This window comes from Caballeronia sp. ATUFL_F2_KS9A (assembly GCF_023630765.1).
GTDB lineage: Bacteria > Pseudomonadota > Gammaproteobacteria > Burkholderiales > Burkholderiaceae > Caballeronia > Caballeronia zhejiangensis.
Genome location: NZ_JALQEK010000001.1, coordinates 277,583 through 292,611 on the forward strand (window position 1 = coordinate 277,583; position 15,029 = coordinate 292,611).

The window sequence follows — 15,029 nt, forward strand, 5'->3', positions numbered from 1 at the left end:
GGTGCGGTTTCGTTGCCGGAAAAAGAAAGCGCCAGCTTCCTCGAATGCGGAAGCTGGCGCGATCGGTTCGGGGGATTCGAACCGGCTTGGCGCCTAATCCACCGCCTTCATCATCTCCTCGACCACCTTCTTCGCGTCCCCGAACACCATCATCGTCTTGTCCATATAGAACAGTTCGTTGTCGAGGCCGGCGTAACCTGCCGCCATCGACCGTTTGTTCACGATGATCGTCCGAGCCTTGTACGCTTCGAGAATCGGCATCCCCGCGATCGGCGATTTCGGATCGGTCTTCGCGGCCGGGTTGACGACGTCGTTCGCGCCGAGCACGAGCACCACGTCCGTCTGACCGAACTCGCTATTGATGTCCTCCATCTCCTGAACCATCTCGTACGGCACTTCGGCTTCCGCCAGCAGCACGTTCATGTGCCCCGGCATCCGCCCCGCGACGGGGTGAATCGCGTACCGCACATCGATGCCTTTCTCGACGAGCTTGTCGGTCAGCTCCTTCAACGCGTGCTGCGCGCGCGCGACCGCGAGGCCGTAACCCGGCACGATCACCACGCTTTCCGCGTTGCCGAGCATGAACGCGGCGTCATCGGCGGAACCGGATTTGACGGGGCGCTGCTCCGTCGATCCGCCCGCCGCCGCACCGCCCGCCTCGCCGCCGAAGCCGCCGAGAATCACGTTGAAGAACGAGCGGTTCATTGCCTTGCACATGATGTACGACAGAATCGCACCCGACGAGCCGACGAGCGAACCCGCGATGATCAGCATCGGATTGTTCAGCGAGAAGCCGATGCCCGCCGCCGCCCAGCCCGAGTACGAGTTCAGCATCGACACGACCACGGGCATGTCCGCGCCGCCGATCGGAATGATGATGAGCACGCCCAGCGCGAACGCGATGATCGTCATGATGATGAACGGCAGCCACGATTCGGTGAGCATGAAGATCACGCCGAAGCCGATCATCGCGATGGCGAGCAGCAGGTTGATCAGATGCTGTCCCGAGTACGTGACCGGCGCGCCCTGAAAGAGCCGGAACTTGTACTTGCCCGAGAGCTTCCCGAACGCGATGACCGAGCCCGAGAACGTGATCGCGCCGACAAACGTGCCGATGAACAACTCGACCCGATTGCCATACGGAATCGGCTCGCCGAGCGGTGCGAGCCCGAACGCGGCGGGCTCCGCCACGACACCATAGGCGATGCAGACAGCCGCGAGACCGATCAGCGAGTGCATCGCCGCGACGAGCTCGGGCATCTTCGTCATCTCGACTTTTGCCGCGATGTACGCGCCCGCGCCGCCGCCGATGATCAGCGCGACGAACAGCAGCGACAGCCCGAGCGCGAGATTCGCTTCGAGAAACGCGGCCTGCTTCACGATCAGCGCGAGCGTGGTGAGAATGGCGATCGCCATGCCCGCCATGCCGAACGTATTGCCGATGCGCGCGGTCTTCGGATTCGACAAGCCCTTCAACGCCTGAATGAAGCACACCGAGGCGATGAGATACAGGAGAGTAACGACGTTAAGGCTCATTTACGCGCCCTCCTTGCTCGTGATCTTCTTGGGCTCTTTCTTCTTGAACATCTCGAGCATTCGCCGTGTGACGAGAAAGCCGCCGAACACGTTCACGGCCGCGAGCAGCACCGCGAGCGTGCCGAAGAACTTGCCCGCCGCGCCGACCGTCAGGCCGACAGCCAGCATCGCGCCGACGATGACGATCGCCGAAATCGCGTTGGTCACGGCCATGAGCGGCGTATGCAGCGCGGGCGTGACGTTCCACACGACGTGGTAGCCGACGTAAATGGCCAGCACGAAGATGATGAGGTTGATCACCGTGTGATTGATGACGTCCATGTGCGTCTCCGTTCAGGCCGTGGCGCGGGCGAGTTGTCCGTTGCGGCACTGGAGCGTGGCCGCGACGATATCGTCCGCGAGATCGATGTTGAGCGTGCCTTCCTTCGTGATGATCAGCTTCAGGAAGTCGAGAAGATTGCGGGCGTAGAGCGCGGAGGCATCGGCGCCGACCATCGAAGCGAGATTCGTGTGGCCGACGATATGCACGCCGTGCTTCATCACCACCGTGTCGACTTCGGTGAGCGGACAGTTGCCGCCTTTCCTGCCCTCGAACTCGGGACCGCGTCCGGCGGCGAGATCGACGATCACGGAGCCCGGCTTCATGTGCTTCACCGTTTCGACAGAAATCAGCGTCGGCGCGGGGCGGCCGGGAATCAGCGCCGTCGAGATGACAATGTCCGCCGCCTTCGCACGTTCGTGCACCTGCGCCGATTGCCGCGCGAGCCAGCTCGGCGGCATCGGGCGCGCGTAACCGCCGACGCCTTCCGCCGCTTCGCGTTCCTCATCGGTTTCGAACGGCACGTCGACGAACTTCGCGCCGAGCGATTCGATCTGCTCCTTAACCGCCGGACGCACATCGGATGCTTCGACGACCGCGCCCAGACGCTTGGCCGTCGCGATTGCCTGCAAGCCCGCGACGCCTGCGCCGAGCACGAGCACGCGCGCCGCTTTCACGGTGCCGGCGGCGGTCATCAGCATCGGCATGAAGCGCTGGTAATACTGGCAGGCCATCAGCACGGCCTTGTATCCGGCGATGTTCGCCTGCGAAGACAGCACGTCGAGACTCTGCGCGCGCGTCGTGCGTGGCGCGGCTTCGAGCGCGAACGCAGTGACGCCCGCCGACGCGAGCCGCGCGGTGTTCTCTGTATTGAAAGGATCGAGCATGCCGATGAGCACGGCGCCCGGCTTGAGCATCGCCAGTTCGCTTTCGCTCGGCGATTGCACCTTGAGGACGATCTCGGCGGAAAAGGCCGTGGCGGCATCGACGAGATCCGCGCCTGCTTGCGCGAACGCATCGTCGATATAGCTTGCCGGCAAGCCCGCGCCGCTCTGGACAGAAACACGATGTCCTTGCGTGACGAGCTTTTTGACCGTTTCGGGCGTGGCGGCGACGCGCGCCTCGTTCGCCCGCGTTTCAGCAGGCACTCCAATGTGCATCTTGTAATCCTCCTGTCTTTGTTGCCTTTTTCGCCCGGGCAAGGCTTAGGAAGGCTTAAGGCTGAGTTTTATTTCAAATGCTGGAACTGACGGCTATCTCAACTGTAACCGAAGATTGCACGCGCAAGAATCCGATCCGGCACCCGTTCCGTTTTGCCACAGTCAGCGCTTTCCCTTAGTCCGCGTGCGCGAGATCTGTGCGAGGACGGTAAAATATCTCACCATGAAATCAGACACTTGGGCCCCCCACGTTACGGTGGCTGCCATCATCGAAAAGGATGGTCGTTTCCTCGTCATCGAGGAGCACACGTCGGCAGGGCTGCGAATCAACCAACCGGCCGGTCATCTCGAAGCGGGCGAAACGCTCGTCGATGCCGTGGTCCGCGAGGCGCTCGAAGAAACGGCGCATCGCTTCGAGCCGGAGGCAATCGTCGGCGCGTATATGACGCACTTCGCGCGGCCGGGGCGCGACGTCACGTATTTGCGTTTCACGTTTTGCGGCAAGTCGCTCGGCGAAGAAACAGGCCGCGCGCTCGACGAAGGCATCGTGCGCGCGATGTGGCTCAGCGCCGACGAACTGCGCGCATCGGTCGACCGGCATCGGACGCCGCTCGTGATGAAGTGTGTCGACGATTATTTATCCGGGCGGCGCGTCCCGCTCGATTTCATCCATACGCATTCGGTCGCGCCGGTGGTGCGGGCGTGATATCCCTATGAGCAAGAAACGAGTAGTGGTGGGCATGTCGGGCGGCGTAGATTCGTCCGTAACGGCATGGCTTCTGAAGGAACAGGGCTACGACGTCGTCGGCCTCTTCATGAAGAACTGGGAAGACGACGACGACGGCGAATACTGTTCGACGCGTCAGGACTGGATCGACGTCGTTTCCGTCGCGGATTTGATCGGCATCGATGTCGAAGCGGTCAACTTCGCCGCCGAATACAAGGACCGCGTGTTCGCCGAGTTTCTGCGCGAATATTCGGCCGGCCGCACGCCCAATCCGGACGTGCTTTGCAACGCCGAAATCAAGTTCAAGGCGTTCCTCGATCACGCGATGTCGCTCGGCGCGGAAACCATCGCGACGGGACATTACGCGCGCGTGCGCGAGCGCGATGGACTTTTCCAGTTGCTCAAGGCAACGGATTCGACGAAGGATCAGTCGTACTTTCTGCATCGATTGAATCAGGCGCAACTGTCGAAGACGCTCTTTCCGCTCGGCGAAATCCCGAAGACGAAAGTGCGCGAGATCGCCGCGCAAATCGGCCTGCCGAACGCCAAAAAGAAGGATTCGACCGGCATCTGCTTCATCGGCGAGCGGCCGTTCCGCGAATTCCTGAACCGCTATCTGCCGACAAAGCCCGGCCCCATGAAGACGGCCGAAGGCAAGATCGTCGGCGAGCATATCGGGCTTGCGTTCTACACATTCGGGCAGAGAAAGGGCATCGGCATCGGCGGCGCGAAAGACGGCAGCGGCGAACCGTGGTTCGTCGCGGGCAAGGACATGGCGTCGAACACGCTCTACGTCGTGCAGGGGCACGATCATCCGTGGCTGCTGTCGCCGACGCTCGTGGCCGGAAACACGAGCTGGGTCGCGGGTTTCGCGCCGGAAGAGGGCGCGGCGTGCGGCGCGAAGACGCGCTATCGGCAGCAGGATGCGGCGTGCCGCTTCGCCAACGCGGACGATGGCCGTTTCGCGCTTCATTTCGACGACGCACAGTGGGCCGTGACGCCGGGACAATCCGCCGTGCTGTATCAGGAAGACGTGTGTCTGGGTGGCGGAATCATCGAACACGCGGCGGCTGGGCACGAGTCGCCGCAAGTTGCGGCGCTCGCTGCGGCGCGTTGAGCATCTCCGGCGGCAAACGAGCGATCAGCTCCGACTTCGGTCGGGGCTTTTTTCTATCGATCCGATAAAAACTTTTTTGAAACAGTCGCTTGATCGTCTATCTAGTGGTAGATAATTAACGCACACCGAATGCAGGGACAATTGCAGAGATACGCGAAATGGACAAGAACACGGTACGCGACGCTTTACTGGATCACGCTCAGACGCTGTTGATGACGCGCGGGTACAACGGCTTCAGTTTTCGCGATTTGTCCGAACTGGTCGGCGTGAAAACGTCGAGCATTCACTATTATTTCCCGACCAAGGAAGATCTCGCGCTCGAAGCGGTCAATGCGTATAGCGCCGACGTGATGTCGACGATCTACGCGATCGACAGCTCCGCCCCGGCCGACAAGAAACTCGACCGCTATACGAAGCTATTTGGAAGGATCATCGGCGACGGCAATCAGATTTGTCTGTGCGGCATGCTTGCGTCGGATATCGAGTCGCTGCCGGAGAAAGTACGGCACGCGGTGCAATCGTTCTACAAGGCGAATGAAACCTGGCTGGCGAAAGTTCTGGCCGAAGGCGAAGCGCAAGACACGCTCGACGCTGGCGGAAAGCCTGAAGCGGCGGCACGCACCTTGTATGCAGCGTTTCAGGGGAGTTTGCTTGCATGCCGCCTGTTTCAGACGCGGTCGCGGCTTGAAGAGGTCGCAGACGCATTTCGGCGGTAGATAAGCCTGTGGATAACCTTGTGAAAAACCCCTGAACTGGGCGTTGATTATCTACCGTTGAGTAGATAGATTTTGGCGGAATAGAGCATTTCTCTGACCCGATTCGTCGTTCGAACCATGTCGCCGCACGCGGACCGATGGTTTCAGGAAGAAAAGGGGTTTGGGAGAGAATCGGTCGATCGCGCCCTTCGCCGGTGATCTATCTAGCAGTAGATAATCTTCGATCTCACTTTGCGCTTCCGAGTGCGCCGGAAGCTCCCGCCGCGCGCGGGAGCTTGGTCCAAGAAAGGAATCAGACCGGCGCGGTATCCACGAACGACTGACGCTGCGAAATACGCGCGTAATACTTGTCGAGATTCGGATGTGCGTCGCGCCAGTTCAGATCGGGCATACGGAAATCGAGATAGCCCAGTGCGCAGCCGCAGGCGATATCCGCAAGCGTGAAGCGATTCGCCGAGCACCATTGCTTCGAGCCGATGCCGCGCGCCATCGCGCGCAAGCCGTCTTCGATCTTGTGACGTTGCCGCGCGATCCATTTGTCGCTGCGATGTTCCTCTTCGCGCAACACGCCTTCGAGACGGATCAGCACGGCGGCGTCGAGCATGCCGTCGGCGAGCGCTTCCCAGCAGCGCACTTCGGTGCGCTCGCGCCGCTCCTGCGGCAGCAGCTTGCCGACCGGCGTGAGCGTGTCCACGAACTCGCAGATGACGCGCGAATCGAATACCGCTTCGCCGTCGTCGAGAATGAGGCACGGCACTTTGCCGAGCGGGTTGTAGTCGTGGATCTTCGAATCGGATGCCCAGACGTCTTCGAGCACCAGTTCGCAGTCGATCTTCTTTTCCGCCATGACGATCCGCACCTTGCGGACGAATGGGCTGGGGTGCGAACCGATCAGTTTCATCATCTAATTTTCACGTTGATTCGAAATGCGGGCGTCGACGATCTTAACCGGCGCGCACGAACCATCGGCGAATTAGAGATAGCGGCGGCCGACAATGTCGCCTGCCGACAACATGAAGCGCGCCCGGCGCGCGCCGGGCGTCATGGATCACTGCGCGCTGGCAGTGGTTGCCGCGCCCATTGGCGGACACGGCAGCACCGGCGCCGCGGCGGGTTTGGAACTGGCGCCGCTCTTGCCCTTCGCGGATGCCGAAGGCGCGCTCGCCGTCGCGTGCGGCAAGGAACCGAGGCTGCGCACACCTGCGGAGATCGCGGCGGCGAGTTCGTCGACCGCCTTGCGATGGCCGTCGACGAGCGCGTCGTAACCGGAGCCGACGCGTTCCTGCGCGAGCGTCCGGCATGTCAGCACCGTATCGGATCCGGCGGCGCGCACGCTCCACACGGCGTCGATCACCGCTTGCGCGCCCGGCCACGATTCGAAGCGCTGCACGTTCACCTTCACGCGATATACCGGCACCGATTCCGGATGCGGCGTGCCGTAGACGTCGATCGCACCGAGCTGCTGCGTGAGATCGGCGGAGAGTGCGCGCCGCACTTCGTCGCCCGGCAGCGACGCCCAGCGTTCCTCTTCGAGCACGCGCACCTGCGCGGGACTCGTCTGCACCACCAACTGATTCTTCGCGACCTGCTGCGGCATGTCGACGGGCGCAAGCTCGAAATAGAACGAAGCCTGCGTCGACGGCACGGGCCGCGCGTCGCCGCCGCCGAGCGTGTAGAAACGGCTCGTCGGCGAGGCGCAGGCAGCGAGCATCGCCGCTGCGCTCAGAGTCAACATCAACGAGCCGAACTTCATGGTTTATCTCCCGATTTTCCGCGCAAGAGCGATTCCGGATGGCGCTCCAGATAATCCGCGAGCGAGTTGAGCGATTGCAGCGTGCGCGTGAGTTCCTGCAGCGCCTGATGCACGTCCGACTGAAGCGGCGAATCCGACTGCAACGTCGATTGCGCCTGACCGAACGTCTGCTTGGCCTGCGTGAGCGTGTCGCGCATTTCCGGCAGGACTTCCTTGTCCATCTTGTCGAAGAGCGCGTTGGCGTTCTTGAGCGAGCCGTTCAGATTCGTGCCGATCTCGTCGAACGGAATCTTGTCGATCTTGCGCGCGATGTCGGCGATCTGCAGCTGCAGCTCGTCGAGCGTGTTCGGCACGGTCGGCAGTTCGATCGGATCGTTGCCAACGCTGACCTTCGCGGGCGGCGCTTTCGGGAAGAAGTCGAGCGCGACATACAACTGGCTCGTCAGCAGGTTGCCGGTGCGCAACTGTCCGCGCAGCCCGCGCTTCACGAGCAGTTGCAGCATGTCCTGGCTCGCCACCGAACCTTGCTCCGGCAGCGCCTGACGCGCGCGCTTGCCGAGGCGATCCGGGTAGAGGTCGATCGTGACCGGCATCATGAACGAATGCGACTTCTGATCGTATTGCACGCCGATCCCCGTGACCTGCCCCAGCACGATGCCGCGGAAATCGACCGGCGCGCCGACCGACAGGCCGCGCAGCGACTGATTGAAGTTCATCACGACGTGCACGGCCTCGCCGTCCGGATCGCGCATCGCGTCGGACTGATCGCCGGCCAGACGGAAGGTCGCGTTGTTTTGCGCCTGCGGGCCGGATTGCTGGTTCGGCGGCGTCTGGAACGCGATGCCGCCGAGCACGACCGTCGCGAGCGATTGCGTGTTGAGCGTGAAGCCGCTCGAATCGAGCCGCAGATCGACGCCGCTCGCATGCCACCAGCGCGAGTTGGTGCCGACGTACTGATCGTAAGGCGCGGTGACGAATACCTGCAGCGTGACGCCGGTGCCGTCCTTGTCGAGCGAGAACGCGACGACCTGGCCGACCTGCACGCGCCGGTAATAGACGGGCGAGCCGATATCGAGCGAGCCGAGCGATTCGCCGTGCAGCGTGAAGGTATGGCCTTTCTGATCGCCGGTGACGGCGGGTGGCGTTTCGAGCCCGACGAAATAAGTCTCATCGTCGGTCGACTTGCCCGCATCGACGCCGATATACGCGCCGGACAAAAGCGTCGACAGGCCGGTCACGCCGCTTGCCGCAACGCGCGGACGCACGATCCAGAAGCGCGTGTCCTTGACGGCGAAATCGGTGGCTTCCTTGGTGAGCTGCACGTCGACGAGCACGCGCGCGTGATCCTTCGACAGCGTGATCGTCTTGACCGTGCCGATATCCACGTCCTTGAACTTCACTTTCGTCTTGCCGGGCTCGAGGCCTTCCGCGGAAACGAAGCTGATCGTCACGGTCGGTCCGCGGCTCGACACCGTCTTCACGACGAGAATCACGCCGATCAGCGCCGCGACGAGCGGAATCACCCACACGAGCGAGGGCAGCCAGCGGCTGCGCGGCTCGATCACGGGTTCGGGGAGGTTCGGCGGGAGGCCGCCCTTGTCCCCGTTACCGCTGCCGGCGTTGCTGGCGGGCCGCGCGGGCTGCTTCGGGTCGTTCGGACCTTGGGCACTAGTCATGTTTCTTTCCTGACGGTTCGATGTTGTCCCACATGAGGCGCGGGTCGAATTGCATGGACGCGATCATCGTCAGCACGACCACCGACGCGAACGCGAGCGCGCCCGGACCCGGCGTGATGACGGCGAGCGACTTGAAGCGCACGAGCGCGATGGTGAGCGTGATGACGAAGACGTCGAGCATCGACCAGCGCCCGATGCCCTCGACGATGCGAAAGAGCGTCGTGCGCTGACGCGGCTGCCATGTGGAGCGCCGCTGCACGCTGATGGTAAGAAAGGCGAGCGTGACGAGCTTGAGCATCGGCACGAGAATGCTGGCGATGAAAATCACCGCCGCGAGCGGATAGTCGCCGTCGTTCCAGAAGAGCGCGACACCGCTCATGATGGTGTCGTCCTCGGAACCGAGAATCGACGACGTATGCATGATCGGAAAGAGGTTCGCCGGAATGTAGAGAATCGCCGCGCTGATGAGCAGTGCCCACGTACGCGCGATGCTGTCCGGATGACGCCGGTGCACGACGGCGTCGCAGCGCGTGCAGCGCTGTTTCTCGACGGTGTGCGCGAGCGGCTGCACGAGTCCGCACGCATGACACGACACGACATTCGCGTGCGACGCCGTGATGAACTGCGTTTCGCGCGCCGCTTCGCCGGTTTTCGGATCGATGGAATCGCTCACGATTTTTGCCTCGCCGTGGTTGTGACGCGCTTCGATCCGCGCGGACCGAGCCTTGCCGCGATGTCCCACAACGCGCGCGGATCGAAGCTCACGACGACGGCGAACATGAGCGTCAGCGCGCCGAACGCGAAGAGCGCCGCTTCGGGAATCACGCGCGCGATGCTCACCATCTTCACGAGCGTGACGAGCACGCCGAGCATGAAGACTTCGATCATGCCCCACGGACGCACGAGCTGAATGCCCCGCAGGATTGCGTTGAAGCCAGGCGGCACGTAACCGGAACGCAGCGGAAGCAGCACGTAGAGCAGGGCAACGAGTTCGCACAACGGAAACAGGATGGTCGAGCAGAAGACGAGCACCGCCATGATTTCCATCTGCTCGTTCCACAACGCGACGATCGCGCCGATGAGCGTCGTCTCCGACGTGAGGCCGTTCGCCTCCAGCTCGACGATGGGAAAGCCTTGCGCGATCAGGAACGTGAAGAGCGCGGCGAGCGTCATCGCCGAGATCTTGTCGAGGTTCGACGAGATGCTTCGATAGAGCAGCGATCCGCAGCGAGGGCATTTCGCCGAGGTGCGTCGAGGCAATGCACGTTTATGGAAGAGCGCGTCGCATTCGTGACACGCGATCAGGTCATCGGATTCGTTCGCGTTCATTCGCGTTCATGGTCGAGGCCCGAGGCTTGTCGAGCGTATTGGTCGGGCGCCGCGAGACCGGCTCCGACCGGGCATAGCAAACGGCGGGCCAGCGAGATTGGTAGCAGCATGGTATCAAATGGCGCGGGGCGGGCGAATTTGGACAGAACGCTTCTTTACAAGCGGAATTAAACTGCCAGGCCGCCCGTTAATACATCGATGCCGGAATCGGTCGCGGTTCGCGCCTTCATCGACCGTTGCACGCATGGAATAGTTCGTTGCATGGGCGGCACACGAGGCTCGCCGAGCCGGCTCGAAAGCCCGCAAAGCCGCGTCGGGACTGGGTTTGCCGGTTCGGCGCGGGCCTTTTTGCGCGCGCTGGCAATTCGTTATCGTTGAGGTAGCATGGCGGCCTTGAACACTTGTCGTCAGGCGGCGGCAGGCCGTGCGACATCGAACACTTGGGTGAGAGCAATATGGAAAGCACCGCTGGCATCACGGCGAGCGCGCCGGCGCAACGATACAGCGCCACGGCGATCGGCCTGCACTGGCTGATCGCGTTGTTGATCGTGGGCGGCTTCTGGCTCGGCTGGATCATGACGGACATTCCGGGCTTCACGCCGACGAAGCTCAAATACTTCTCGTGGCACAAGTGGATCGGCGTAACGGTGTTCGCGCTCGCGCTGCTGCGCGTCGTCTGGCGCGCCACGCACCAGGCGCCGTCGATGCCCGATGGCATGCCGCGCTGGCAACAGGGCGCGGCGCATCTCACGCATATTCTGCTTTACGCGCTGATGCTCGTCATTCCCGTGTCGGGTTATCTGTACAGCTCGGCGGCCGGCATTCAGGTCGTGTATCTCGGCGTGCTGCCGCTGCCGACGATCATCGGACCGGACAAGGCGCTGAAGGCGACGCTGCGCATCGTGCACATCGCGTTGAACTACACGTTGCTGTTCTTCGTCGTGATGCACGTTCTGGCTGCGCTGAAGCATCATTTCGTCGATCGCGACGGCCTGCTCGGCCGCATGCTGCCGTTTCTCAGATGAACGCGTGTCATTGTTTCCCCGCCGTTGGCAAGGCGTTTCCCGGCGGCTGATTGTGATCGCGTACTTATGATTTCCAATACCGGTTTGTTCGTTCGAACCGTTTGAATAGGGCACACATGAAAGTGAAACTCAACCGTTGGATGGCAGCCGCTGCTTCGTTCGCGATGATCGCGGGCGCGCATGCGCAGGTAGACATGAGCAAGAGCACGGTGACAGCCACGTCGAAGCAGATGAACGTGCCCACCGACGGCAAGTTCAACAAGTTCAGCGCGCAGATTGCGTTCGATCCGGCGAAGCCGACGGCGGGCTCGGCGAACATCACGATCGACACCGGCAGCTACGACCTCGGCGACGACGATTACAACAAGCAGGTGCGCGGCGCGGAATGGTTCGACGCGGGCAAGTATCCGAGCGCGACGTTCGTCTCCAGCGCGATCGCCCCGGCGGGCGGCAACAAGTACAACGTGACCGGCAAGATCACGATCAAGGGCAAGTCGCAGACGGTCACGGTGCCGGTGACGGTCACGCAGCAGGGCGCGACGGAAACCTTCGACGGCGCGCTGCCGATCAAGCGCACCCAGTTCGATGTCGGAACGGGCGAATGGAAAGATACGTCGATCGTCGCGGACGACGTCGTCATCAAGTTTCACATCGTTGCCGCGAAGAAGTGAGCGGCGTTTTTGTCACACACGACGCATAGTCAGCGTATCTGGTTAGTCAGGAGAAGAACTTGAAAAAGCTTTCGATCATTGCCGCGAGCGCGCTCGCATTGGGACTGTCGTTCGGCGCCTCGGTGAGCGCATTCGCCGCCGACACGTACAAGCTCGACCCGAACCACACTTATCCGAGCTTCGAGGCGGACCACTTCGGTGGCGTGTCGACGTGGCGCGGCAAGTTCAACAAGAGCAGCGGTGAAGTCACGCTCGACCGCGCGGCGAAGACCGGCACGGTGAACGTGACGATCGACATCGCTTCGGTCAACACCGGCAATGCGAAGCTGGACGAGCATCTGCAAAAGGCCGAGTTCTTCGACGTCGCGAAGTATCCGACAGCCGAGTACAAGGGCACGTCGATCAAATTCGACGGCGACAAGCCTTCCGAAGTGATCGGCACGTTGACGATGCACGGCGTGACAAAGCCGATGAACCTGAAGATCGAGAGCTTCAAGTGCTTCATGAACCCGATGATGAAGAAGGAAGTGTGCGGCGTCGAAGCGACGGCGACCTTCGATCGCGGCGACTTCGGGATGGATTACGGCAAGTCGTACGGTTTCAGCCTGACGACGGTGCTGCATATTCAGGCTGAGGGCGTGAAGCAGTAACTCGTGCTCCATTGCTGCTTAGAGGAGGCTTCGCGTGTCATGCGCGAAGCCTTTTTTGTGGATCGAGTTTTGGGTTTGGCAACGTCGCCGATCGATTCTCATACGAAAACACCCAGCCGAGCGGACCGACATTCGGTTTTCACTCGCCACACAATATGCACCGCTATATCAGCGAGGCGGAATTGATCGAACTGCTTCAGATCGCGCATCCGAGCACGATTTCGGGGCGGGCCATGATCGCGCTATATGGCAACTATGTTGGCACCCAGAACGTCGCGACGGCGCAGATCCTGTATGCCCGCATGCGGGAGACGGTAAGCGCGGAACATATGAGGGATACGTTGACTGACTGCGGCTTTTCCGCCGCGGTGTCGCAACTGTGCATTTCATTTTGCGAAGATCGATTGCGCGAGGCGGCGCGATGGGCGGAGGCTCCTGAGCGCTTCATCGCCTGAAATGAAAACGGGCCTGTCCGCGAAGACAGGCCCGGTCGTTCTTATCGGCTCGACGTATTCCACGCATCGCTTCGATACTCGGGGAAAGACGTTTCCTCACGAACCCAATGTGCGGACGACAGCGACATCGCATGAGAAAAGTAAATGGTTGTTCTCTCTGTCGACTGCAGGCAGCGGAAACGCGGCATGGTATGGCGTGCTAGAACTTCGTCCGAAAAGACGTGGTTGAACTCGGGATTGCTCAGGTCGGCGGACAGCGCCGTCGCGAACGGCAAGGTGAACGCCATCGAAGCGCTCATTCCGCCCGTGGCGTGAATGTCCTTGAATAAAGCATGCGGTAGGTACTCGTATTTCTCCGAACGGGAAATAAGGATGCCGCAATGTTTTGAGATCCTGAAGTCGTAGCCGCTATCGAGTTCGGCGACGCAGGTTTCGATGTGGTTGGTGAGATAGATGTCGTCGTGATCCATCCAGAAAAAATGAGTGCAGTCCTCCTGGATGAGATGATTCAACGGAATCCGATACCAGTCGTTTTGGGGAATGCTCTGGGGCGTGTACATCCATACTACGGGCGCGCCGAGATCCATGACGCACCATGCGTAGTTGTCTCCGGCTCCGTTCTGATGCACGCAAATGATATCCGGGCGTCGCGTTTGGGCGAGCAATTGCAGGACACAACTCCGTAGCAATTCCGGGCGATTGTAAGTCGGGATGAAAATCCCGATTTTGCTTTTCTGTGAGGACGACATAACGTACGGTTGGAACGGACTGATTTGCTCGGCAGCGCATCGCGTGCGGATTCGAGCCTAGTCGAAGTCGAGGTTGTCTTTTGTTCTTGCGTCGAAATTTGATGAAATTCAGGAGCCGGAAAAGCAAACGGGCCAGTCACGATGACTGGCCCGTTTTGGTTTCAGCTTTCAGTGCGCCGCAACGCTCAAACCTGCGCACCCGCATTCGGATCGTTCGGATCGTACTTGTCTTTCTTGTCCTTCACGAGATCCTCGCGCTTCACGCCGAACCACATCGCGAGCGCCGCCGCGACGAACACCGACGAGTAAATGCCGAACAGAATACCGACGGTCAGCGCCAGCGCGAAGTAATGCAGCGTCGGGCCGCCGAAGAAGAACATCGACAGCACCATCATTTCCGTACAGCCGTGGGTGATGATGGTTCGCGACATCGTGCTCGTGATCGCGTGGTCGATCACTTCCTTCACGCTCATCTTGCGTTGCTTGCGGAACGTTTCGCGGATCCGGTCGAAGATAACCACCGACTCGTTCACCGAATAGCCGAGCACCGCGAGAATCGCCGCCAGAACGGACAGCGAGAACTCCCACTGGAAATAGGCGAAGAAGCCGAGAATGATGACCACGTCGTGCAGGTTCGCGATGATGCCCGCGACCGCGTACTTCCACTCGAAGCGGAACGACAGGTAAATCACGATGCCGATGACCACGCACGCGAGCGCGAGCAGGCCGTTCGTCACGAGTTCCTTGCCGACCTGCGGACCGACGAACTCGACGCGCTGCAGCTTCACGGCAGCGTTGTCGGCCTTGAGCGCGGTCATCACCTGATCGCTCTGCTGCGCGGACGTCAAACCCTGCTTGAGCGGCAGACGGATCAACACGTCCTGCGACGTGCCGAAGTTCTGCACCTGCGCGTCGGGATAGCCGAGCTTCGACATCGACGCGCGCACCGGTTCGAGTTGCGCGGCTTGCGGATACTGCACCTCGACGACCGTGCCGCCGGTGAATTCCACCGACAGATGCAGCCCGCGATGCACGAGGAAAAATACGGCCACGAGGAACGTCACGAGCGAAATCACGTTGAAAATCAACGCGCGCTCCATGAACGGCAAATCGCGGCGAATGCGGAAGAATTCCATTGTCTATTGC

Annotated in this window: 17 protein-coding genes; 7 read left to right on the plus strand and 10 right to left on the minus strand. The window is 61.3% G+C overall.

The genetic code is table 11. The features are described from left to right. Nucleotides 1-93: 93 nt before the first annotated feature. Genes NCS67_RS01360 through NCS67_RS01370 form a run of 3 tightly spaced genes read right to left on the minus strand, consistent with a single transcriptional unit; the run spans nt 94 to nt 3,015 of the window. On the minus strand, nt 94-1,536 hold the full coding sequence (locus tag NCS67_RS01360) for an NAD(P)(+) transhydrogenase (Re/Si-specific) subunit beta (protein WP_008351540.1): 1,443 nt from the start codon (nt 1,534-1,536) through the stop codon (nt 94-96). Then, the gene (locus NCS67_RS01365; protein WP_008351539.1) at nt 1,537-1,857 is read right to left on the minus strand and encodes an NAD(P) transhydrogenase subunit alpha part 2; all 321 of its coding nucleotides are present in this window, start codon (nt 1,855-1,857) and stop codon (nt 1,537-1,539) included. A 12-nt stretch (nt 1,858-1,869) separates the two neighbouring features. Continuing rightward, nucleotides 1,870-3,015, minus strand: a complete 1,146-nt coding sequence (locus tag NCS67_RS01370) for a Re/Si-specific NAD(P)(+) transhydrogenase subunit alpha (protein WP_250433668.1) — start codon at nt 3,013-3,015, stop codon at nt 1,870-1,872. Between the two features lie 223 nt (nt 3,016-3,238). On the opposite strand from NCS67_RS01370, the gene NCS67_RS01375 reads away from it, so the two are divergent. The 3 genes from NCS67_RS01375 to NCS67_RS01385 all read left to right on the plus strand — a co-directional run bounded on the left by NCS67_RS01375 (nt 3,239) and on the right by NCS67_RS01385 (nt 5,575). Beyond that, nucleotides 3,239-3,721, plus strand: coding sequence for an NUDIX hydrolase (locus tag NCS67_RS01375; protein WP_250433670.1), 483 nt, complete (start codon nt 3,239-3,241; stop codon nt 3,719-3,721). A gap of 7 nt (nt 3,722-3,728) precedes the next feature. Then, nucleotides 3,729-4,859: a tRNA 2-thiouridine(34) synthase MnmA gene (mnmA, locus tag NCS67_RS01380; protein WP_008351536.1), complete on the plus strand. Its 1,131-nt coding sequence runs from the start codon at nt 3,729-3,731 to the stop codon at nt 4,857-4,859. 158 nt (nt 4,860-5,017) lie between these two features. Then, nucleotides 5,018-5,575 (plus strand): TetR/AcrR family transcriptional regulator, encoded by a 558-nt coding sequence (locus NCS67_RS01385; protein ID WP_034470623.1) that lies wholly within the window; start codon nt 5,018-5,020, stop codon nt 5,573-5,575. Between the two features lie 292 nt (nt 5,576-5,867). Here the strand turns inward: NCS67_RS01385 and NCS67_RS01390 are convergent, their stop codons facing one another. From NCS67_RS01390 to NCS67_RS01410, 5 genes are all read right to left on the minus strand, one after another. Beyond that, nucleotides 5,868-6,479 (minus strand): glutathione S-transferase C-terminal domain-containing protein, encoded by a 612-nt coding sequence (locus NCS67_RS01390; protein WP_174447708.1) that lies wholly within the window; start codon nt 6,477-6,479, stop codon nt 5,868-5,870. 144 nt (nt 6,480-6,623) lie between these two features. Beyond that, the gene (locus NCS67_RS01395; RefSeq protein WP_008351532.1) at nt 6,624-7,328 is read right to left on the minus strand and encodes a PqiC family protein; all 705 of its coding nucleotides are present in this window, start codon (nt 7,326-7,328) and stop codon (nt 6,624-6,626) included. Further along, nucleotides 7,325-9,004, minus strand: coding sequence for a PqiB family protein (locus NCS67_RS01400; protein WP_250433672.1), 1,680 nt, complete (start codon nt 9,002-9,004; stop codon nt 7,325-7,327). Before NCS67_RS01400 ends, NCS67_RS01395 begins: the two co-directional genes overlap by 4 nt. After that, nucleotides 8,997-9,677 (minus strand): paraquat-inducible protein A, encoded by a 681-nt coding sequence (locus NCS67_RS01405; protein ID WP_008351528.1) that lies wholly within the window; start codon nt 9,675-9,677, stop codon nt 8,997-8,999. The genes NCS67_RS01400 and NCS67_RS01405 overlap by 8 nt, the downstream gene beginning before the upstream one ends. Next, nucleotides 9,674-10,333, minus strand: a complete 660-nt coding sequence (locus NCS67_RS01410) for a paraquat-inducible protein A (protein ID WP_008351526.1) — start codon at nt 10,331-10,333, stop codon at nt 9,674-9,676. The genes NCS67_RS01405 and NCS67_RS01410 overlap by 4 nt, the downstream gene beginning before the upstream one ends. Nucleotides 10,334-10,788: 455 nt before the next feature. Here NCS67_RS01410 and NCS67_RS01415 point away from each other — a divergent pair, with 455 nt between their 5' ends. From NCS67_RS01415 to NCS67_RS01430, 4 genes are all read left to right on the plus strand, one after another. Continuing rightward, entirely contained in the window at nt 10,789-11,358 is a 570-nt protein-coding gene (locus NCS67_RS01415) for a cytochrome b (RefSeq protein WP_008351524.1), read from the plus strand. Between the two features lie 116 nt (nt 11,359-11,474). Then, nucleotides 11,475-12,029 carry a YceI family protein gene (locus tag NCS67_RS01420; RefSeq protein ID WP_008351522.1) on the plus strand — a complete coding sequence of 185 codons (555 nt, stop codon included), beginning with the start codon at nt 11,475-11,477 and terminating at the stop codon, nt 12,027-12,029. A 59-nt stretch (nt 12,030-12,088) separates the two neighbouring features. After that, nucleotides 12,089-12,679 carry a YceI family protein gene (locus NCS67_RS01425; protein ID WP_008351520.1) on the plus strand — a complete coding sequence of 197 codons (591 nt, stop codon included), beginning with the start codon at nt 12,089-12,091 and terminating at the stop codon, nt 12,677-12,679. Between the two features lie 155 nt (nt 12,680-12,834). Then, nucleotides 12,835-13,134 carry a hypothetical protein gene (locus NCS67_RS01430; protein WP_250433674.1) on the plus strand — a complete coding sequence of 100 codons (300 nt, stop codon included), beginning with the start codon at nt 12,835-12,837 and terminating at the stop codon, nt 13,132-13,134. Between the two features lie 41 nt (nt 13,135-13,175). Here NCS67_RS01430 and NCS67_RS01435 read toward each other — a convergent pair whose 3' ends face one another. Continuing rightward, nucleotides 13,176-13,763: a hypothetical protein gene (locus tag NCS67_RS01435; protein ID WP_250433676.1), complete on the minus strand. Its 588-nt coding sequence runs from the start codon at nt 13,761-13,763 to the stop codon at nt 13,176-13,178. Nucleotides 13,764-14,068: 305 nt separating this feature from the next. Beyond that, nucleotides 14,069-15,019: a protein translocase subunit SecF gene (gene secF / locus NCS67_RS01440; RefSeq protein ID WP_008351514.1), complete on the minus strand. Its 951-nt coding sequence runs from the start codon at nt 15,017-15,019 to the stop codon at nt 14,069-14,071. Between the last annotated feature and the right edge of the window lie 10 nt (nt 15,020-15,029).